This is a genomic window from Polaribacter sp. ALD11 (assembly GCF_002831685.1).
GTDB lineage: Bacteria > Bacteroidota > Bacteroidia > Flavobacteriales > Flavobacteriaceae > Polaribacter.
The window spans coordinates 3,238,632-3,258,488 of the sequence record NZ_CP025119.1; the positions used below are offsets into that span (position 1 = coordinate 3,238,632).

General features: G+C 31.0%; 16 protein-coding genes. 6 read left to right on the forward strand and 10 right to left on the reverse strand.

Annotated elements, in window-relative coordinates; all coding sequences use genetic code 11:
* Window positions 1-32: 32 nt before the first annotated feature.
* Complete coding sequence (locus tag CW731_RS14095; protein ID WP_100947325.1) at window positions 33-1,010, forward strand: polyprenyl synthetase family protein; 978 nt, start codon at window positions 33-35, stop codon at window positions 1,008-1,010.
* A 14-nt stretch (window positions 1,011-1,024) separates the two neighbouring features.
* Here CW731_RS14095 and CW731_RS14100 read toward each other — a convergent pair whose 3' ends face one another.
* Window positions 1,025-2,533: a GH3 auxin-responsive promoter family protein gene (locus tag CW731_RS14100; protein ID WP_100947326.1), complete on the reverse strand. Its 1,509-nt coding sequence runs from the start codon at window positions 2,531-2,533 to the stop codon at window positions 1,025-1,027.
* A gap of 82 nt (window positions 2,534-2,615) precedes the next feature.
* Between CW731_RS14100 and CW731_RS14105 the strand changes: the two genes are divergently transcribed.
* Entirely contained in the window at window positions 2,616-3,407 is a 792-nt protein-coding gene (locus CW731_RS14105; protein ID WP_100947726.1) for a DUF2797 domain-containing protein, read from the forward strand.
* Window positions 3,408-3,471: 64 nt separating this feature from the next.
* Here CW731_RS14105 and CW731_RS14110 read toward each other — a convergent pair whose 3' ends face one another.
* From CW731_RS14110 to CW731_RS14145, 8 genes are all read right to left on the reverse strand, one after another.
* Window positions 3,472-4,278: an HAD family hydrolase gene (locus tag CW731_RS14110; protein ID WP_100947327.1), complete on the reverse strand. Its 807-nt coding sequence runs from the start codon at window positions 4,276-4,278 to the stop codon at window positions 3,472-3,474.
* A gap of 3 nt (window positions 4,279-4,281) precedes the next feature.
* Window positions 4,282-5,310, reverse strand: coding sequence for a LacI family DNA-binding transcriptional regulator (locus CW731_RS14115; protein WP_100947328.1), 1,029 nt, complete (start codon window positions 5,308-5,310; stop codon window positions 4,282-4,284).
* Window positions 5,311-5,376: 66 nt separating this feature from the next.
* Window positions 5,377-6,741: a mannosyltransferase gene (locus CW731_RS14120; protein ID WP_100947329.1), complete on the reverse strand. Its 1,365-nt coding sequence runs from the start codon at window positions 6,739-6,741 to the stop codon at window positions 5,377-5,379.
* On the reverse strand, window positions 6,741-8,231 hold the full coding sequence (locus CW731_RS14125) for a cellulose synthase family protein (RefSeq protein WP_100947330.1): 1,491 nt from the start codon (window positions 8,229-8,231) through the stop codon (window positions 6,741-6,743). The genes CW731_RS14120 and CW731_RS14125 overlap by 1 nt, the downstream gene beginning before the upstream one ends.
* On the reverse strand, window positions 8,231-8,923 hold the full coding sequence (locus CW731_RS14130) for a glycosyltransferase family 2 protein (protein ID WP_198519824.1): 693 nt from the start codon (window positions 8,921-8,923) through the stop codon (window positions 8,231-8,233). Before CW731_RS14130 ends, CW731_RS14125 begins: the two co-directional genes overlap by 1 nt.
* Complete coding sequence (locus CW731_RS14135) at window positions 8,923-9,351, reverse strand: toxin-antitoxin system YwqK family antitoxin (protein ID WP_232734682.1); 429 nt, start codon at window positions 9,349-9,351, stop codon at window positions 8,923-8,925. The genes CW731_RS14130 and CW731_RS14135 overlap by 1 nt, the downstream gene beginning before the upstream one ends.
* Window positions 9,352-9,477: 126 nt before the next feature.
* Window positions 9,478-11,100, reverse strand: coding sequence for a 4Fe-4S dicluster domain-containing protein (locus CW731_RS14140; protein ID WP_100947333.1), 1,623 nt, complete (start codon window positions 11,098-11,100; stop codon window positions 9,478-9,480).
* A 60-nt stretch (window positions 11,101-11,160) separates the two neighbouring features.
* Window positions 11,161-12,513 (reverse strand): NAD(P)/FAD-dependent oxidoreductase, encoded by a 1,353-nt coding sequence (locus tag CW731_RS14145; protein WP_100947334.1) that lies wholly within the window; start codon window positions 12,511-12,513, stop codon window positions 11,161-11,163.
* Window positions 12,514-12,738: 225 nt separating this feature from the next.
* Here CW731_RS14145 and CW731_RS15910 point away from each other — a divergent pair, with 225 nt between their 5' ends.
* From CW731_RS15910 to CW731_RS14160, 4 genes are all read left to right on the forward strand, one after another.
* The gene (locus CW731_RS15910; protein ID WP_302849643.1) at window positions 12,739-12,873 is read left to right on the forward strand and encodes a hypothetical protein; all 135 of its coding nucleotides are present in this window, start codon (window positions 12,739-12,741) and stop codon (window positions 12,871-12,873) included.
* Window positions 12,874-12,900: 27 nt separating this feature from the next.
* A complete protein-coding gene (locus CW731_RS14150; RefSeq protein ID WP_100947335.1) occupies window positions 12,901-13,902 on the forward strand; it encodes a glycoside hydrolase TIM-barrel-like domain-containing protein in 1,002 nt (333 codons plus the stop codon).
* Window positions 13,892-15,286 (forward strand): hypothetical protein, encoded by a 1,395-nt coding sequence (locus CW731_RS14155; RefSeq protein WP_100947336.1) that lies wholly within the window; start codon window positions 13,892-13,894, stop codon window positions 15,284-15,286. Before CW731_RS14150 ends, CW731_RS14155 begins: the two co-directional genes overlap by 11 nt.
* Window positions 15,287-15,552: 266 nt before the next feature.
* The gene (locus tag CW731_RS14160) at window positions 15,553-16,281 is read left to right on the forward strand and encodes a metallophosphoesterase family protein (protein WP_100947337.1); all 729 of its coding nucleotides are present in this window, start codon (window positions 15,553-15,555) and stop codon (window positions 16,279-16,281) included.
* Between the two features lie 102 nt (window positions 16,282-16,383).
* Here the strand turns inward: CW731_RS14160 and CW731_RS14165 are convergent, their stop codons facing one another.
* Window positions 16,384-19,836, reverse strand: a complete 3,453-nt coding sequence (locus tag CW731_RS14165) for a pyruvate carboxylase (protein WP_100947338.1) — start codon at window positions 19,834-19,836, stop codon at window positions 16,384-16,386.
* Between the last annotated feature and the right edge of the window lie 21 nt (window positions 19,837-19,857).

A 19,857-nucleotide genomic window follows, 5' to 3' on the forward strand; every position in this document is an offset into this window, starting at 1 on the left:
AGTCTTGTTTATATTTCTTATTTTTGTAAAGCATGAGACCAGTAGAAATAATTAAACTTCCCATTAAAAATGAAATGGAACTCTTTGAAGAAAAGTTCAAAGATTCTATGCTTTCTAAAGTTCCGCTTTTAAATAGAATTACCTATTATATTGTACGTAGAAAAGGTAAACAAATGCGACCAATGTTTGTTTTTTTAGTTGCAAAAATGGTTTCTAATGGAGGTTTCGATGAAAGAACTTATAGAGGAGCTGCTGTTGTAGAATTAATCCACACAGCAACTTTAGTACATGATGATGTAGTAGATGATAGTAACAGACGTAGAGGTTTTTTCTCTGTGAATGCACTATGGAAAAATAAAATTGCGGTTTTGGTAGGAGATTTTTTATTATCTAAAGGATTATTATTGTCCATAGACAATGAAGATTTCGATTTGCTAAAATTGATTTCTATTGCCGTTCGTGAAATGAGTGAGGGCGAATTACTTCAAATAGAAAAAGCAAGAAAATTAGACATTACAGAAGATATTTATTTTGATATTATTCGAAAGAAAACAGCAACTTTAATTGCTGCTTGTTGTGGTATTGGAGCAGCGTCTGTTGGTGCGAATCAAGATTGTGTTCGGAAAATGCGAAAATTTGGTGAGTATATTGGGGTTGCTTTTCAAATTAAAGATGATTTATTTGATTATTCAGATGAAAAAATAGGGAAACCAACAGGTATTGATATTAAAGAACAAAAAATGACCTTGCCTCTAATTTACACCTTAAATAATTGTACTAAGAAAGAAAAATCTTGGTTGATTAATTCGATTAAGAAACATAACAAGGATAAAAAAAGAGTAAAAGAAGTAATTGCTTTTGTGAAAAATAATGGTGGAATCGAGTACACAACCACCAAAATGAACGATTACAAAAACAAGGCTTTATCTATTTTAGAAGGTTTTCCAGAATCTGAATATAAAAACTCTTTAAAAACAATGATAGATTACGTTGTAGAGCGTAAGATATAAGAGTTACGCTACTTTTATAAAGTTAGTAATTCCTCTACAAACTCTCTAGAATTAGATAATCTTGGTACTTTATGCTGGCCACCTAACTTGTTCTTTTTCTTTAACCAACTATAAAATAAACCTTCTTTTGCTAGGTGTACTTTTGGCGCCATTAAAGTAATATTCAAATAACGTTTAGCTTCATAATCTGAGTTTATAGATTTTAATGCATTGTCTAAAACTTCAGAAAAATACCCCATAGAATTTGGTTTTTTACTGAATTCTATAATCCATTCATGTCCTCCTTTTTCTTTTCCTTGCATAAAAATAGGGCCAACGGTATAATCTGAAATTGCAGCAGAAGCTTTTTCACAAGCAAGTTTTAATGCATCTTCTACGTTTTCGATATTTAACTCTTCACCAAAAACATTTATATAATGTTTTGTTCGTCCTGTAATTTTAATTCGATAAGGTTCTAGCGAAGTAAAACGAATGGTATCACCAATTAGATAACGCCATAATCCGCCATTTGTGGTAATTATTAAAGCATAATCTGTATCCTTTTTAACATCAGCAAGCGTTATTGTTTTAGAATCTTCGCCATGATATTCGCTCATTGGAATAAACTCATAGAAAATTCCGTAATCTAACATTAATAACAATTCTTTAGAATGGTTTCTATCTTGAATCGCGAAAAAACCTTCCGAAGCATTGTAAATTTCGTAGTATTTAAAAGTAGCTTTTGGAATAATTTTTTTGTACTGTTCTCGATACGGGTTAAAGTTTACGCCTCCATGAAAATACACTTCTAAATTTGGCCAAACTTCTAGAATGTTTTCTTTTCCTGTTCTTTCTAAAACACGATTTAGCAACACCAACATCCAACTTGGTACGCCCGCTAAACTTGTAATATTTTCGTTAATGGTTTCATCAATAATTGCATCCATTTTGGTTTCCCAATCGCTCATTAAAGCAACTTCTTGACTAGGAGCAGAGCTAAAGTCTGCCCAAAAAGGCATGTTTTCAATAATAATTGCAGATAAATCGCCAAAGTGAGAACCATTGTCCTGGTAGACTTCCGAACTACCACCCAATCGCAACCCTTTACCTGTAAATAATTGTGTTTTTGGGTTGTTATTAATGTAATTACACAACATGTCTTTACCCGCTTTCATATGGCAATATTCTAAAGCATCATCAGAAACAGGAATAAATTTACTTTTTGCATTTGTTGTTCCACTAGATTTTGCAAACCATTTTATTTCTGAAGGCCAAAATAAATTTTGCTCCCCTTTTCGACAGCGTTCAATTAAAGGTTCGAAAGTTTCATATTTCTGAATGGGAACATTTGCAGCAAAATCTTTATGGTTTTTTATGCTCGAAAAATTATTTTCTTTTCCTAATTCGGTGTTTTTAGCAGTGTTTAATAATTTTATAAGTAACTCGTTTTGTACATCTATTGGGTATTTTAAAAATAACTCAATTTGATGTTTTCGTTTCTTCAAAAACCAAGAAATTATAGAATTGATAATCTGAAAAGCCATATAAATGCGTAAATTTGTTTTGGACGATTTTAGAACAATTATCGTTTTAAAACCAAAGTCTAAAAATACTAAAATTTGTGCAATGATTTACCAAGGAGTTTTAAAAAAAATGATGACCGAAAATGCTGATGAAATTCAGTATTATTTAGATATGAAAACTGATTTTTTAAACATGAATCAGTTACTAAATAAAGAGATTTCTTTAAACTTTGTAACGTATGAATGTCTAAGCTGCCATTTGGAAAAACAAGTTTACAGACAGGGTTTTTGCAAATCTTGTTTTTTTGATGCACCGAATGCTGGTGATTGGATTATGCGACCAGAATTAAGTAAAGCGCATTTAGATGAAGAGGATAGAGATTTAACGTATGAAAAAGCGGTTCAATTACAACCGCATATTGTCTACTTAGCCAATTCTGGTAATGTAAAAGTAGGCGTAACAAGAAAAACACAAGTACCAACACGTTGGATAGACCAAGGTGCGCACGAAGCAATTGAAATAGTGGAAGTACCTAACAGATATTTGGCGGGAATTACAGAAGTTGCTTTAAAAGATCACGTGGGCGATAAAACCAATTGGCGTAAAATGTTAAAGAATGATATTGAAGATGTAAACTTGGTGGAGTGGAGAGAAAAATTGAAAGAATTTATACCAGAGGAAGCTAAAGAGTATTTTATTGAGAATAATTCTGAAACGAATTTAAAGTTTCCTGTTTTAAAGTATCCATTGAAACCTAAAAGTTTGAATTTAATAAAAACACCAACTTACAAAGGAAAACTTATTGGAATAAAAGGACAGTATCTAATTTTTGAAGATGAAACTGTTTTTAATGTAAGAAGTAATGAAGGTTTGGTGGTTTCTGTAGAGGTTTAGGTGTTATGCTTGTCGAAGAATTTCTTAATCACTTCGACAAGCTCAATATATTTCTGTGAAACAACTATCTAGGCGAAACCAATTTTTCTAAAACACGTTCTACGCCAAAATTATCATTACTTTCTGTAGCATAATTTGCAATTTCTGTAATGTCTTTATGCGCATTTCCCATAGAAAAACTAAAATCTGCTTCTTGTAACATTTCGATGTCATTATGGTAATCACCAAAAACCATAGTTTCTTCTTTAGAAATATTTAAAAGTTGCTGTACTTCTCTTAAAGCATTTCCTTTATTGGCGTTACCTTCTGAAACATCTAACCAATTCTGCCCAGAGACTTTTAGTAAATAATCGCCTTTTAAGTGTTTTAATTCCGGATAAATAAACTCTTCAGAAGAAGAAAAATGAAATACGGCTATTTTTAGAATTGGAGTTGTTTTAGTTATTTCCATTAAATCATCAACAATTTCAAAACTATGATAATATTCTTGAAATAATTTGATAAATTTTTGATCTTTACTTTCTATATAAGCATTTTTTTGAGTGCATAAAACAATATTAGCACCATCAATATTTCTTAAAACCGGAAGTATTGTTGTAACTTTTTTTTTGTTTAAAGACTTTAAGAGTAAAAGGCGATTTCCCTTTTTAGCAATGGCACCATTTTCTGCAATTACAAAAATTTCGTTTTTAATTGTCGCTAACTTGTCTACAATACTATTGTATTGTCTGCCACTTGCAGCGCAAAAAAGTATGTTTTGCTGTTGTAGTTTTTTAAAAATTTCAAAAAAAAGCGGGCTGACTTCGTTTTTAGAGTTTAGTAGTGTTCCATCCATGTCAGAAACAACCAACTTTACTTTAGTTAAATCCATTTATTAAGACTTCTTGGTCGAGTTACGTTCTACTAAATCAGTTTTTATAATTACCGTTTTTGGCCCTTCTTTTTCTTCAGATTTGTTTTCTAATCGGTCAATTAACAACTTAGCCGCAGTTGCACCCATTTTTTCTCCATGTTGGCTCACTGTAGTCATTTTTGGTTGAGAATGTCTTGCTAAAATTCCGTTAGAAAAACAGACTACAGCAAAATTTTCAGGTACTTTTAAACCTCTTTTTTGAGCTGTTTTCATAGCAGCAATGGCAGAAGATTCATCTGTTGCAATAACAGCATCAATTTCATTTGCTTCAAAAATAGGAGCTAAAATACTTTCATATTTTTTATAATCTTCTTCTAGAATATTTATGATAAGGTTGTTATTTATTGGTAAACCTGCTTTCTCTAATCCTTTTATGTACCCTTGATGTCTTTTTTTACCAATTTCTAAATTGCTAATTGTAGAAATAAATGCAATATTTTTACTACCAGATTTTGCTAAATATTTAACGGTTTTTGAAGCTCCTTTAAAATCATCTGTAATTACTTTGTCGCAATTTATAGGTTCTGCAACTCTATCGAACATTACTATAGGTGTGCCGTTTTCTAGTATTTCTTCACAATGTTTAAAGTCGTTTTTTAAAACCGTTTCTTCTGCCAAAGAAAGAATAAAGCCATCGATACTTCCGTTAGAAAGCATTTCCATAGTTTCTACTTCTTTTGTGTAAGACTCATTAGAAATACAAGAAATGATTTTATATCCTTTTTCATTGGCTACTTTTTCAATACCATTAAAAACCTGAGCAAAAAAATAGTTTAACATGTTAGGAATAATGATTCCAATAGTTCTTGTAGATCTATTCTTTAAACTTAAAGCATTAAAATTTGGCTTGTAATTGTTCTCTTTAGCATATTTTTTTATCTTTTCTTTCGTACTTACGCTAATTTCATAACTGTCGTTAAGGGCTTTAGAAACCGTTGAAATAGAAACACTAAATTCTTTAGCAATGTCTTTTATGGTAAGTCTTTTCATGTAAGTTAAGATATAAGTTAGCAAAATACAAAAAAGTCATCAGATAAGAGTAGGAACGTTATTATTTTACAATTTCTTCATTCTATGTTGATGAAAAACTTCATAAATTAAAAAAGTAAACAGTATTAAATACTCAATAAAAACAAACCATAAGTTCTCTTTCCAAGGATTATTTGCATACGCCTGATAGGTTAAAATAATAACCAAAGACCAAATGACAGGGAATTTATAGTTGGTAAAAACACACAAAATTAACGGAGTTGCTAAATACCAAGGATGTACTGTTGTGGCTGTAAAATAGTAAAAGCACAACCCAAATAACATCGCTGTAATTAATTGAATAGTAGTTTTATTCTTTCTGAAAAAAGTAAGGTAGATTAAAAATAGTATGGTTAAAATAGGAGTTACTTTACCAATAATAGCAATCTCATTATACCCTCTAAATAAGTAGCCAATTTCTCTTAAAATATAATAAAAACTTGCATTAAATTCAAAATTTCGAAACCACAAGCCTACAGAATTAGCATAGTTTGCAATTAATTCTGAGGAGTAAAAGGGGAGAAACAAAAGAATTGTTATAGAGAAGATAATTATATAGAATAAAGCTAGTTTAGAGACCTCACAGGTTTTGGAAATCAGTGAGGTTTTGCTTCGGCCAATAAACCATTGAAAAAACAAGGGTAAAAATAGCAACGGAATTAATTTTACCGAAACAGAACAGGCGATTAAGATGGCTGCCCACACCCATTTTTGTTGCTGTAGTTTGTAAAGTGCCCAAACTAAGAAAAATAGCATGACAGGTTCGAAGTGTAAATTACCTGTCATTTCTATAATTATAAACGGATTTAAAACATACCAAAAGATATTTTTAATTGGTAGGTTTAATTTTTCTAACAACTTTTTTCCGAAGTATATAATACCCAAATCGGCTAAAATAATGAGTATTCTAAGTACGACTACAGAACTAAAAATACTTTTATTGGCAAAAATAGCGGCTATAAAAAAGCATAATTGATTTAATGGTGGATAATTGGTATAATGGCTTCCGTTTAACTCTCCCATACCTTCATACAATATTGAAGCTTCTGAAACTGGCCGTAGATTTTGTGTAATAAAAGTTTCTGGGAATGATAAATATGGGTTAAATCCATTTAAAATCATGCGTCCATCCCAAATAAATCGGTAAAAATCTTGTGATAAGTTGGGTATTGAAAATAAGAAAACAAGTCTAAATAAGATGGCAACTCCAGCCAATGTAGTAAACGAAATATTTTCGTTTTTTATCAATATATAAAAACCAACAAACAAAGAAAACCATAACAAGCAAAGCGTGTAAAATTCGGTTCTTTCTAGAAAATAAGCAAAGACAAAATAAAGTACTACACTTGCTATAATTGTAAAAATGCTGCTATATTTTTTAAAAAAAGCCATTATGCTTTAGAGAATACAGATTTAAAAAAGACATAACTAAAACCTATAAAAAGCATAAAGTGGAATGGGAAAAGACCGAAATCTCCACCTTCATTACCAACCACAAATGCGCTGTACATTCCAAAGACAAAATAAAGAGCTAAGATACCTTCTAAAATTACATGAACAGAAGGTTTTTTCTTAATGTATTTATTGTTTTTCCAGCCGTCTTTTATTGTTTTAATATTGAATTTTGGCGTTCTTACAAATTCGCTTTTTTTACCAAAATGACCTTCTAAAACTGCAACGGTATTGTGCAGGGAAAAGCCCATTGCGATAGAGAAAAAGGTAAAAAAAGCACCAATGTACTTAAAGAAGTTTTTAATACCGCCACCGTAACTGTTCTTATACATATACCAGTAGCAAACAAAGAAAATGAGCGAGCTTATTACGAAAAAACTCATTACATAAAAATAGATTTTTAAATGAGTATATTCATTTTTAATATACAACATTGGTATGCTTAAAACCGCAACTAAAAAAATACAGGTAAACATAGAGCTATTTAAAAGATGCAGTAAACTGTGTATTTTAGTCTTAAAAGAAACATTTTCGCTTTTAATAACGCGTTTCATCATCTTTTGAAAATTCTCTGCACCACCTTTGTTCCACCTAAATTGTTGCGACCTTGCAGCACTAATAATAACAGGTAGTTCTGCAGGTGTTTCTACATTTTCTAAATATTTAAATTTCCAGTTTTTAAGTTGTGCTCTATAGCTTAAATCTAAGTCTTCTGTTAGTGTGTCTCCTTCCCAATTACCAGCGTCATAAATACACTCTTTACGCCAAACACCAGCTGTTCCATTAAAATTAATAAAGTGTCCTTTACTATTTCTGCCTACTTGTTCTAATGTAAAATGGGCATCTAAAGCAAAAGCTTGAATTTTGGTAAGTGTAGAGTAATCTCTATTTATATGTCCCCAGCGAGTTTGTACAACGCCAATTTCATCATCTTTAAAATATGGCACTGTTTGAAACAACCACTCCTTTTGTGGTAAAAAATCAGCATCAAAAATGACAATAAATTCACCTTTTGCTGTTTTTAAACCTTCTTTTAAAGCACCAGCTTTAAAACCTTTTCTGTTGTCTCTTCTAATATGTTGTATATCAATTCCTTTTTCTTTAATTTGTTTAATATGTTTTGCAGTTGTTTCAATAGACTCATCTGTAGAGTCATCTAAAACCTGTATTTCTAATTTATCTATTGGATATTCTAGTTTCGCAATGTTTTTAAGCAAACGCTTCATTACGTACAACTCATTATAAACGGGTAATTGTATGGTTACAAAAGGAATTTCTTCTGAATTTGAAAAATCGAATTTCTCTGAAGTATCTATTTTTTTTCTTGCTTTTAAATAATTTAAAAGCAAGTTTAATTGCGCCAATGCATACATAAAAATAAGCAAAAGAGCAATAGAATATATAAAGATGATGATGTATTCTAAAATCATTATTTAAAACTGTATTTGAAGATCCAACCTAAAATTTTTACGCCTGCAAAGATACTACCTTTTACAGTTCCTGAAACTTTAGAAACTCCTATTCTATTTCGATATTTCATAGGTATTTCTTTGTAAGATAATTTTTGTTTTAATGCCTTTAATTGCATTTCAACGGTCCAGCCGTAGGTTTTGTCCTCCATATTTAGCGCTAATAATTTATCATATTTTATAGCTCTAAAAGGGCCTAAGTCTGTAAATTTTGCGCCAAAGAAAAGTTTCATTAAAAAGGTTGCCAGCCAATTACCAAAAATTTGTTGCGGTGTCATAGAACCGATTTCTCTTAATTCTTTTACACGTGCACCAATTACAAAATCTAAATTATCCTTTAGTATTGGTTCAATCAATTCGGTTAATTGTTCTGGGTAGTCAGAGTAATCACCATCTAAAAAAACGATAATTTCTGGTTTTGTTTTTTGTTTACTGATGTAATCCATCCCTTTTAAACAAGCATAACCATAGCCTTTTCTGTTTTCTTTTAAAACAGTAGCGCCCGCATTTTTTGCATTAATTTCTGTATTGTCTGTAGAATTATTGCTTATAACAATAACTTCTTCTACAATTTTAGGAATATCATTAATAACATTTGCAATAGAATCCTGCTCGTTGTAAGCAGGGATAATAACTTTTATAATAGGTTTCATTATCTTAAATCATTTAGACTATTTTCATTCTTAAAGGATGAAAAGTCTGTCCATTCTTTTATTTTTTTACCATTTTTAAATTTTGAAGCTTTTATTAATTGCTGTTTTTTATACATCAAACAATAACCGTTTTTTTTATTGTTTTTTAATTGACATTTATGATCTATAAATCCGTCTTTATCATAAAATAACCACCAATTATTCTTAACTCCTTTTTTAAAATGGCCTTCTTTTTTTACTGTTGAATTTTGGCTGTAAAAATACCAATATTTTGTTTCTAAATCGTCTTTAAACCTACCTTCTTTTTGGATGTTTCCGTTTCTATAGTAATACTTCCAATAAGAATTTTTTTGATTGTTTCTTAACCAACCTTCTTCTTTTATTTGTCCGTTTTTATAATACTCTTTATGGTATTTTTTTTGAGACAAAAGCGAGAAATTTATCAATAAAAAAAAGAGAAATAACCTATTTCTTTTCATGAAAATATTTTATACTTCGAAAAGTTTAGGAACATATATATCTTTTAAAATTGAGTTTATTTTCTTTCTTGTGAACTATTTTTTATTAACAAACGCCATTAAATCAACATCATTCCCCAATAAAACGTCAGTAGGATTTATTCTACCTTCTTCTGGTCCATTTTCTAATTTTAAAACCCCTCTTGGGCAAACTGCAGAACAAACACCACAACCAACACAACTAGAACGTACAATATTTTCACCTTTTTGTGCATAGGCTCTTACATCAATTCCCATTTCGCAATAGGTAGAACAATTTCCACAAGAAATACATTGTCCGCCATTTGTTGTAATTCTAAATTTTGATTTAAAACGTTGTATAAAACCTAAATATGCCGCTAATGGGCAACCGAAACGACACCAAACTCTGTTTCCGAAAATTGGATAAAACCCTGTACCAATAACACCTGCAAAAATAGCCCCGATTAGAAAACCATAAATGTCTTGAATGGTTTGTGTTTGAATGCCTAAAATTTGACTTTCTTCAGAAAAGAAAGTATATAAAGCAAAACCTGTCATTACCAACACAAAAACCAACACAGAGTGCACAATAATACGTTCGAATTTCCAAGAAAGTAAGGTTTTACTAGAGAGTTGTCTGTAAGGGTCTCCTAAAGTTTCTGCCAAACCACCACAACCACAAACCCAAGAACAATACCATCTTTTCCCGAAGAAATATACCATTACGGGTACTACAACAATTGTTAAAATAATTCCCCAAACTAATACAAACAAACCAAAACTACCACTATCTAGTAGTTCTTCTAAGTTCCATTTGAAGAAAAAATCATAATCTAAAGGAAACGCATTTTTAAAATCGTACCAAGGCTTTTCGAAACGAACTAAAATTTCTGGAATTAAAAAGGCAAATACAATTTGAAAGAACAAAACAGAGGTAGTTCGTAAAATATGATATTTATTATGACGGTATTTTATATACATTCTCACGGCCATAACCGTCATTACTGTACAGTATAAAAAACCATATAGAAACCATTGACTTGCAGGATTACCGCTAATAGATTTGCTGATAGGGTCTACTAAATACACCCAGTTTACAATAAAATCTGGATAAAAATAAAGCAAGATGTAAAATGTAACTAAAAATAGAAAAGCAAACCAACCAATCCAACCTCGATTTGTTGCTGCGTTTAGAAAAATTCCATCATTTTTTATTCCTGGTTTTCCTAATAAAACTACATCTGGTATTATAAATAGAAGTGCACCAATAATACCCAAACCAAAAGTTAAAAACCACATGAAACCTGTGTTGTCTGCCGCAAAACCTTTACCTGCTTTTTTAGCAAGCGTAAAACTTAAACTATGAGGTTTACCAGAGATTTTATACTGGAATTGTTCTCCTTTTTTCTCCCAGTTTTTTTCTTCGTCATATTTCTGAATTAGATTGTCATAATAATTATTAGAAGATGCGTATGCTTTTGTAACTCTGCTAGAAAATTCAAAAATATTTAAGTCTTCTTTTGTTATCACAGCTTTTTCTAATGCGCCTTTTATAACCGTACTTTTATAATTTTGTTCTTTTAAAAAAGTATCTAGATCTGTTTGTTTTAGACTGAAAGAACCTGTAAAAATAATTCCTATAAAGAAGGCCAATCCTAATAAAAAAATGACGAGACCTGATTGTTTTATGAGTTTCAAAATGATATTTTAGTTTTATGAAATTTAACTGTATGTGTTTTTTAATATCTATAAACGCTTTTATAGCGCTTTGCTGAAAATCCGTTTCCAGCTTTTCTTTTTGGGTTGAATATTTGTGTTATTTTCTTGATTGAATTTTGCTACAATTTCGGGTTCGTGTAATTTGTAAAACTCAGGGTCGAAATTAGCATCTGCTAAATACTCTACTACATGTGCTATGGTTTTTTTTTCGGTTAACCATTTATCAAAAATTTCATGACGCATTCGAATTCCGAAAGTATTTATACCTAAAAACAGATGTGTATTTTTGTCAAAAGAAATGGTAATACATTTTTGTTCTTTAGGGTGTTGCCATTGAAAATAACCTTCGTTTTCTTGCTTGCTTTTTTCGCTAAAAACCCAACCATAGGTTTGGTATTCAATATCTAAAAACTTTGCAGAATTAAACCAATGTCCAGGTTTGTATGCTGTTTTATTGTCACAAATAGTTTGCGCTAAGGTTTCCCCCATCATTCTACCTGTGTACCAAACAGCTTCAATATTTCTGCGTTGTCCAATCGCTTCATGTTGTTCTGCACAATCACCAATTGCGTAGATTCCTTTTATGTTAGTTTCTAAAAAACGGTTGACTTTTACACCTCGGCCTAATTCAATTTCAGATTCTTTCAGAAAATCTACATTAGGTGTAACACCAGCAGTTAAACCAACTACATTGCAGAATATTTCTTCGCCAGTTTCTTCAATAATAATAGATTTTACACGTCCGTCTTCATCAGATCTTATTTCTTTTAAGTTGGTACTTAATCGTAAATCTATGTGGTGTTCTTTAATGTGTTCATTTATCATTGCAGATTCTTGTGCGGGTAAAACGCCGTTCCAAAAACTATCTTCTCTCACTAAAAAAGTAACAGGAATTTTTCTACTTCTTAACATTTCTGCCAATTCAATTCCTATTAAACCACCTCCAACAATAACTGCTCTATTACAAACCTTATTGTCTGGTGCATATTTTTCTAGTTTGTCTAAATCTTGTTTATGGTACATGCCCATAACTCCGTCTAAATCTTGCCCAGACCAACCAAATTTATTAGGTTTAGAACCCGTTGCAATAATTAATTTATCATAGGTTAACGTTTCTCCGTTTGTAAAATCTAGCCTTTTTTTATCAGTATCAACAGCTCCAACAAAACCCTGTTTTAAATTGATCCTGTTTTTCTCCCAAAACCAATTTTCATAAGGTTGAGTGTGTTCAAATTTCATGTGCCCCATATATACATACATTAGGGCGGTTCTAGAAAAAAAATATTTTGTTTCTGCAGAGACAATGGTTATTTTCTTATCAGAATTTTTTCTAATATGTCTGGCAGTAGTAACTCCAGAGATCCCATTACCAATAATTACAATATGTTCCATGGTTTATTGATTGTAGCATTTATGTCGAAGGTCAAGTTAAGAACTTAATTATTAATCTATAATTTATTTGAATTTAGAATCATTATAAATAAAATCCCGCAAAGATATTTACAGTTTAGGGTTGTTTTGAAGTGTATAAATTTCTATGAAAAGCAGAATGTAAAAGAATTATGCTAGTAAGAGTATTGGTTTTAACTCTTTTGAATAAGCTCTTTAAAAACATACATGGCATTGGATTTAAATGGAAAATATCAATTAACAGATCTGTTGAATTTAGAGGTTTTGTACAGCAAGTTTATTAGAGGAAATGATACCGGATTAGGGCAAAGTTTTAACATTGGTTTAAGAGCGTTATTTTAACAAAAAGAAGTATTTTTATGAATATTTATGAAAACAAAAAAACTTCTTTTTTTACTACTAATTCTTTTAAACTTTTCATGTAAAAGTCAGGCGAAAAAAATTAATGGAGTAAGCTTTGTTGCTTCTAGAGACTCTATAAGCAACCAACATATTAATCCTGTATTAAAGGCGCAAAGTAACTATGTTGCATTGATGCCTTTTGGTTTTATAAAAGAATTAGCATCACCTAAAATAATTCATAATACCAATAGACAATGGTTTGGTGAAACCAAAAATGGTTTGTTGCAATACGCAAAACGCTTTCAGAAAGAGAAGCTAAGTATTATGGTAAAACCACATATTTGGGTTTGGCGAGGCGAGTTCACAGGGAATATAAAAATGGATTCTGAAGAAAAATGGAATACCTTAGAAAATTCTTACAGAGAATTTATTTTAACCTATGCAAAAGCTGCAGAAAATTTGAATGCAGACATATTATGTATTGGTACAGAATTAGAGCAATTTGTTGTTAATAGACCTGCTTATTGGCAAAAATTGATTCAAGAAATAAGAAAAGTTTATAAAGGAAAGTTAACTTATGCAGCAAATTGGGACGAGTTTAAGCGCGTTTCTTTTTGGAAAGATTTAGATTTTATTGGTATTGATGCTTATTTTCCTTTGAGTGATAAAAAATCACCAACCACAGCAGAATATGAATTGGGTTGGAAATTACATAAAGAAGAAGTCTTAAGGGTTCAGCAGCAATTTAATAAGCCTGTTTTATTTACAGAGTTTGGGTATCGAAGTGTAGATTTTAATGGAAAAGAACCTTGGGACTCTAGTAATGTAGAAGGAGCAGTAAATTTAGAAGCACAAGCAAATGCTTTGCAAGCAATATATAACCAGTTTTGGAAAGAAGAATGGTTTGCCGGTGGTTTTATTTGGAAATGGTTTCATAGTCACGATAAGGTTGGTGGCGAAAAAAACAATAGATTTACACCACAGAATAAACCTGCAGAAGAATTAATTAGAAAGTTATATGGCCTTTAAAAAAATAGTACTCCTTTTTATATGTATTTCAATATTTTCTTGTTCAGAAGATACAGATATTTCTGTAGCTAGAAACCTGCAAGAATACATCGATGAAAATTCAACTATAGCAGAAAAGCCAGTGGTTGCCTATGCTGCAAATGCAGAAGCGAATACTAGTTTAACCTATATTTTTTATTACCCAGAAGTTGGAGCTTCAGATATTAGATATTACGAATTAACAGACGCTTCTTTAAATAAAAATGATTTTATAAATTACAGAAGACAAAGCTTAGGTAGCGAAGCTGTTTTTGGTGGTAAATTAAAGCGTTTTTCACGCTCTAGCGATGTAGAAACATGGTGTTTGGTTACATATGTAAAAGACGGAGGTTTAAGAATTTCTAAACCTATTAAGTTAAACAATATCTCTAAATCTACCCAATATTCAGACGAGGTTATCATTAATTATAAAACGACTATAGAACCTAATTTTACTTGGGAAGATAGTGCTACAAAAGAAAGTGTTCTTTATTTTCAGGTAATTACAGATGAAGAAGAAGAGTTTATTTCAGGAACGCATACAAAAGAAAAGTTCTTTCAATATTACAATCTGTCTAATACCGTGGAGCCTGAAATTAACACTGTAATAGTAAAGGATTTAGTAGAGGATGAAGTTTACAACTTTACAATGATGGGAATTAATGAAGATAATTGGGTAAACATTATAATAAAAGAACAATTTATTCCTAGAAATTTAGAAGAATACATCGCTGTAAATACTGATAAAACAATAGATGTATTGGCTTTTGCAGGAAATGCAAATGGAAATAAAGAAGAAACTTATATTTATTTTCAACCTATTGAGGGGGCTTTTGAATATCGTTATTATGAAACGGAGAATGCACAGGTAATTCCAACAGATTTTTCAAACTATAAAAGAAGAAATTTAACGGATGTAATTCAGTTTGGTGGAAAATTCAGGAGATTTACGCACAGTTCTTCAGATGAGGTTTGGTGTTTGGTAACATATATTGTAAATGGAAAACTACATATTTCAGAACCTATAAAAACCAAAAATAATTCAAAAACAACTGAGTGGAAAACAGCTGTTGATATTACCTATCCTGAAACCTTACAACCAGTTTTTAAATGGGCAGATGGTACACATGTAGACAATGTTGCCTATTTACAAGTTTTTACACAGAGTGACGATGTTTTTCTATCTGGAACATATACTACAGAAAAGACATTTCAGTATTATAAGGAAGAAAATATAACGGATAAAATTCATACAGAAACACCACCAAGTCTAGTTTTAGATAATAGTTATAAGTTTTATGTATTTGGATTGAGTTCTGATAATTGGTTAAATTTAGTCATTCAAAATACATTTATAGCGGAATAATATATTGTAAGAAAATCTTTATTCTAGGTTTTTTTTCATTTTTTGATATTTTAGAAAATAGTTATTCAGAATAACTATTTAACTGTTTGGAAAAATAAGAGAATGCATCTTATAGCTTTTAGAATCGATTATGGTTTTAGAGTTTTAGGACAAAATAATAATTCTAATGGCGGTTTCGTTTTTGAATTGGACAATATTTTTAATCTTAATTTAATACTAGTTTTTAATTGTTTTATAGAAAACCGTTAGTTTAGCATAAAAAAAGAATGAGCACTTTTGCAATTGGAGATATTCATGGAGGTTTAAAAGCATTGCTTCAAGTTTTAAACAAATTAGAAGTAACAGAAGAAGATACCTTGATTTTTGTGGGAGATTATGTTGATGGTTGGAGTGAATCTGCACAAGTAATCGAGTTTTTAATTCGTTTATCAGAAGAAATAAACTGTATTTTTATTAAAGGAAATCATGATGTTTGGTGTCAGAATTGGTTAAAGGAAGAAGATGTAAATGCTATTTGGTATATGCATGGTGGTAAGGAAACAATGGATAGTTATGAGGGTTTTTCTGCAGATAAAATAAAGCAACATGTAAGTTTTTTTGAAGGCATGCCTTTGTATCATTTAGATGCTGAAAACAGATTGTTTCTACATGCTGGTTATACATCGATACATGGTGTTGAAAGAGAGATTTTTAAAGAAAATTTTTATTTTGATAGAACTTTATGGGAATTGGCATTAGCAATGGATAGAAGTATTGATAAAGACCATGTAATCTACCCAAAAAGGCTACAACATTACAACGAAGTCTATATAGGTCATACACCCACAACTAATTTCGGAGAGACAGTACCTATGAATGCTGTTAATATCTGGAATGTTGATACAGGTGCTGCTTTTAAAGGTAAAGTAACCGGAATAAATATTGATACAAAAGCCTATTATCAAAGTGATAATTTGCCTGATTTATATCCGAATGAAAAAGGGAGAAATAAATAAAAACGGTTATTCTTGCGAAGAATGATGAAAGTCTGTTCTAATTATGAAGAACGAAACAACCAAAAGACTGTTTCGTTTCTCATAATAATTACTTTTATTTGATCAATCAATAGTTAAAATTAAATCTTCAGAATTTACCATTACGCCTTCTTTTAACGTTATTTTCTTTACAATTGCATCTTCTATTGCAGTAATTGTTGTTTCCATTTTCATGGCTTCAATAATAAATAAAGGTTGGTTTTTACTTATTTTATCTCCCTTTTTAACCAAAATAGTAGACAACATCCCTTGTAAAGGCGCACCAATTTCTTTAGCATTATTTTTATCTGCTTTGGTATGTGCTATTTTATGAACTTTAACAGATTCATCTTTTATTTGTACAGCTCTTCCTTGTCCGTTCACTTTAAAATAAACGGTAACCATTCCATCATTATTAGCTTCACCAACAGAGTCTAAAGTAATTAATAAGGTTTTTCCTTTGTCTAATTCTATAATAATTTCTTCACCTCGTTCCATTCCATAGAAGAAATTTTTGGTTGGTAAATTAATTAAACTATCATATTTTAAATGCTTGTTATAAGCATCTGTAAAAACTTTTGGATATAATTTGTACGATAAGAAATCTGTAAAATCGATAGGTCTGCTTAAATCATTCTCAAATATTTTTCTAAAATCTTTATAAGCTTCATCAATATCCAATGGTTCTATATGTGCATTTGGTCTGTCTGTATATGGTTTCTGATCTTTTAAAATTAATTTCTGAAGATCTTTAGGAAAACCACCAACTGGCTGACCTAAATCTCCCTTAAAGAAACTTACTACAGATTGCGGAAACGAAATGGTGTCTCCACGTTCCAATACATCCTGAACAGTTAAATTATTACTCACTAAATACTGAGCCATATCGCCAACCACTTTTGAACTTGGAGTTACTTTTACAATATCTCCAAAAAGATGATTTACATCTCCATACATTTTGGTAATTTCATGAAAACGATCTTCTAAACCTAATGCTTGTGCTTGTGGTTTTAAGTTCGAATATTGTCCTCCAGGAATTTCATGCTTAAAAACTTCCCCAGAACCCGCTTTTAAACCAGATTCAAACGGATAATAATATTCTCTAACAGTTTCCCAATAATTAGAATATTCATTTAAAGAATCAATATTTAAGTTGCTTTCTCTATCATTAAACTTCATCATTTCTACAACCGAATTAAAATTAGGTTGCGATGTTAAGCCCGATAAACCACCAAGTGCAACATCAACAACATCTACACCAGCTTCAATTGCTTTTAAATAGGTTGCCGATTGAATAGATGAGGTATCGTGCGTGTGTAAATGAATAGGAATATTAACTTCTTGCTTTAAAGCTGAAACCAATTCGAAGGCTGCATACGGCTTTAGTAAACCCGCCATATCTTTAATTGCAAGAATATGTGCACCAGCATTTTCTATATCTTTGGCTAAAGAGGTATAGTATTTAAGGTTGTATTTTGTGTTCTTCGGGTTTAAAATATCGCCAGTATAGCAGATTGAACCTTCAGCTAAACCATTGGTTCTATTACGCACATGTTCAATACAAGGTGCAATAGATTGCATCCAGTTTAAAGAATCGAAAATTCTAAAAATATCAACTCCATTTTCCCAAGATTTTTCAACGAAGCTTTCTATTAAATTATCAGGATATGCAGTATAGCCAACGCCGTTAGAACCTCTAATTAACATTTGAAGCAATACATTTGGCATTGCTTTTCGTAATAATTGTAAACGTTCCCAAGGGTTTTCTTGTAAGAAACGCATACAAACATCAAAAGTTGCACCACCCCAAACCTCCATACTAAAAATATCTGGATTGTTTTTTGCATAACCTTCTGCAACTTTAAGCATATCGAAAGTTCGCATTCTGGTTGCTAATAGACTTTGATGTGCATCTCGCATTGTGGTGTCTGTAAAATGAATTTTCTTTTCATTTTTTAGCCATTGAGAAAATTTTTCAGGACCTAATTCTGTTAATAAATCTTTTGTTCCTTTAGGGAAACTAGCATTTGCATCAAACTTAGGAACGATAGGTTTTACGAATGTTTTTGTTGGGTCTAATTTTTTAACATCCGGATTTCCATTTATAATAACATCACCTAAGTATGTTACTAATTTCGTAGCTCTATTTCTAGGTGCTTTAAAAACAAATAAATCAGGATTTTGGTTAATAAAATTAACGGTTACTTCTCCTTTTCGGAAGGTTTCATGTTGTAAAATATTGTTAAGAAAAGGCATATTGGTTTTTACACCTCTAATTCGAAATTCTGCTAATGCTCTTCGTACTTTTCTACAAGCACCATCTAAAGTTCTACTGTTTGCAGTAACTTTTACAAGCATAGAATCGAAAAAAGGTGAAATAATTGCGCCTTGATACACACTTCCCGCATCTAAACGAATTCCGAAACCAGAGGCACTTCTATAGGTTGTAATTTCTCCGTAATCTGGTTTAAAATCGTTTTGAGGGTCTTCTGTAGTAATTCTACATTGAAGGGCATAACCATTTATTTCAATAGCTTCTTGATTGGCTATTTTTATTTGCTGATCTGCTAATTTATAACCGCCAGCAATAAATAATTGTGTTTTTACTAAATCTATATTTGTTACCACTTCGGTAACGGTGTGTTCTACCTGAATTCTTGGGTTTACTTCAATAAAATAAATAGCATCATCATCATCTACTAAAAACTCAACAGTTCCTATATTATTATAATCTACTGCTTTACAAATGTCTATTGCATATTTGTAAAGTGCCTCTTTTATTGCTGGTTTTAAACCAAATGAAGGCGCAAACTCAATTACTTTTTGATAGCGACGTTGCACAGAACAATCGCGTTCAAAAAGGTGCACCGTATTCCCATAATTATCGGCAACAATTTGAATTTCGATGTGTTTAGGATTTGCTACAAATTTTTCAAGAAAAACAGTATCGTCTCCAAAAGCGTTTAAAGCTTCACGTTTACTTTCATTAAAAGCACCTTTTAATTCATCTGCTTTTCGAATTACTCGCATTCCTCTTCCACCACCACCAGAGGCTGCTTTTAGCATAATAGGGTAGCCTATTTTTTCTGCTTCACTTAAAGCAATTTCAATACTATCTAAAGGTTTTTCATTACTTCTAATAACAGGAACGTTATTAGCAACAGCAACTTCCTTAGCTGTAATTTTATCTCCTAAAGACTTTAATACAGACACTTTTGGTCCAACAAAAATAAGTCCATTATCTTCACATTTTTGAGCAAGATTGGCGTTCTCAGACAAAAAGCCATACCCAGGGTGAATAGCATCTGCACCGCTTTCTAAAGCCACTCTAATAATTTCATCAATATTTAGATATGGTTTTAAAGGGGCGTTGTCTTCACCAATTTGGTAAGACTCATCTGCTTTGTATCTATGAAGCGAGTATCTGTCTTCGAACGTGTAAACACCTACCGTTTTAACGTTTATTTCTGTACAGGCTCTAAAAATTCTAATAGCTATTTCTCCTCTATTGGCAACAAGTACTTTTTTTATTTTCATCTTATGAAATATATTTTGAAT

Bases quoted from the DNA above. Each gene is read 5' to 3' on its own strand.
- CW731_RS14160 (WP_100947337.1), top strand. From the start codon at position 15,553: ATGAGCACTTTTGCAATTGGAGATATTCATGGAGGTTTAAAAGCATTG.
- CW731_RS14130 (WP_198519824.1), bottom strand. From the start codon at position 8,923: ATGAAACCTATTATAAAAGTTATTATCCCTGCTTACAACGAGCAGGAT.
- CW731_RS14125 (WP_100947330.1), bottom strand. From the start codon at position 8,231: ATGATTTTAGAATACATCATCATCTTTATATATTCTATTGCTCTTTTG.
- CW731_RS14105 (WP_100947726.1), top strand. From the start codon at position 2,616: ATGATTTACCAAGGAGTTTTAAAAAAAATGATGACCGAAAATGCTGAT.
- CW731_RS14100 (WP_100947326.1), bottom strand. From the start codon at position 2,533: ATGGCTTTTCAGATTATCAATTCTATAATTTCTTGGTTTTTGAAGAAA.
- CW731_RS14115 (WP_100947328.1), bottom strand. From the start codon at position 5,310: ATGAAAAGACTTACCATAAAAGACATTGCTAAAGAATTTAGTGTTTCT.
- CW731_RS14145 (WP_100947334.1), bottom strand. From the start codon at position 12,513: ATGGAACATATTGTAATTATTGGTAATGGGATCTCTGGAGTTACTACT.
- CW731_RS14150 (WP_100947335.1), top strand. From the start codon at position 12,901: ATGAAAACAAAAAAACTTCTTTTTTTACTACTAATTCTTTTAAACTTT.
- CW731_RS14110 (WP_100947327.1), bottom strand. From the start codon at position 4,278: ATGGATTTAACTAAAGTAAAGTTGGTTGTTTCTGACATGGATGGAACA.
- CW731_RS14095 (WP_100947325.1), top strand. From the start codon at position 33: ATGAGACCAGTAGAAATAATTAAACTTCCCATTAAAAATGAAATGGAA.
- CW731_RS15910 (WP_302849643.1), top strand. From the start codon at position 12,739: ATGGCATTGGATTTAAATGGAAAATATCAATTAACAGATCTGTTGAAT.
- CW731_RS14155 (WP_100947336.1), top strand. From the start codon at position 13,892: ATGGCCTTTAAAAAAATAGTACTCCTTTTTATATGTATTTCAATATTT.
- CW731_RS14120 (WP_100947329.1), bottom strand. From the start codon at position 6,741: ATGGCTTTTTTTAAAAAATATAGCAGCATTTTTACAATTATAGCAAGT.
- CW731_RS14165 (WP_100947338.1), bottom strand. From the start codon at position 19,836: ATGAAAATAAAAAAAGTACTTGTTGCCAATAGAGGAGAAATAGCTATT.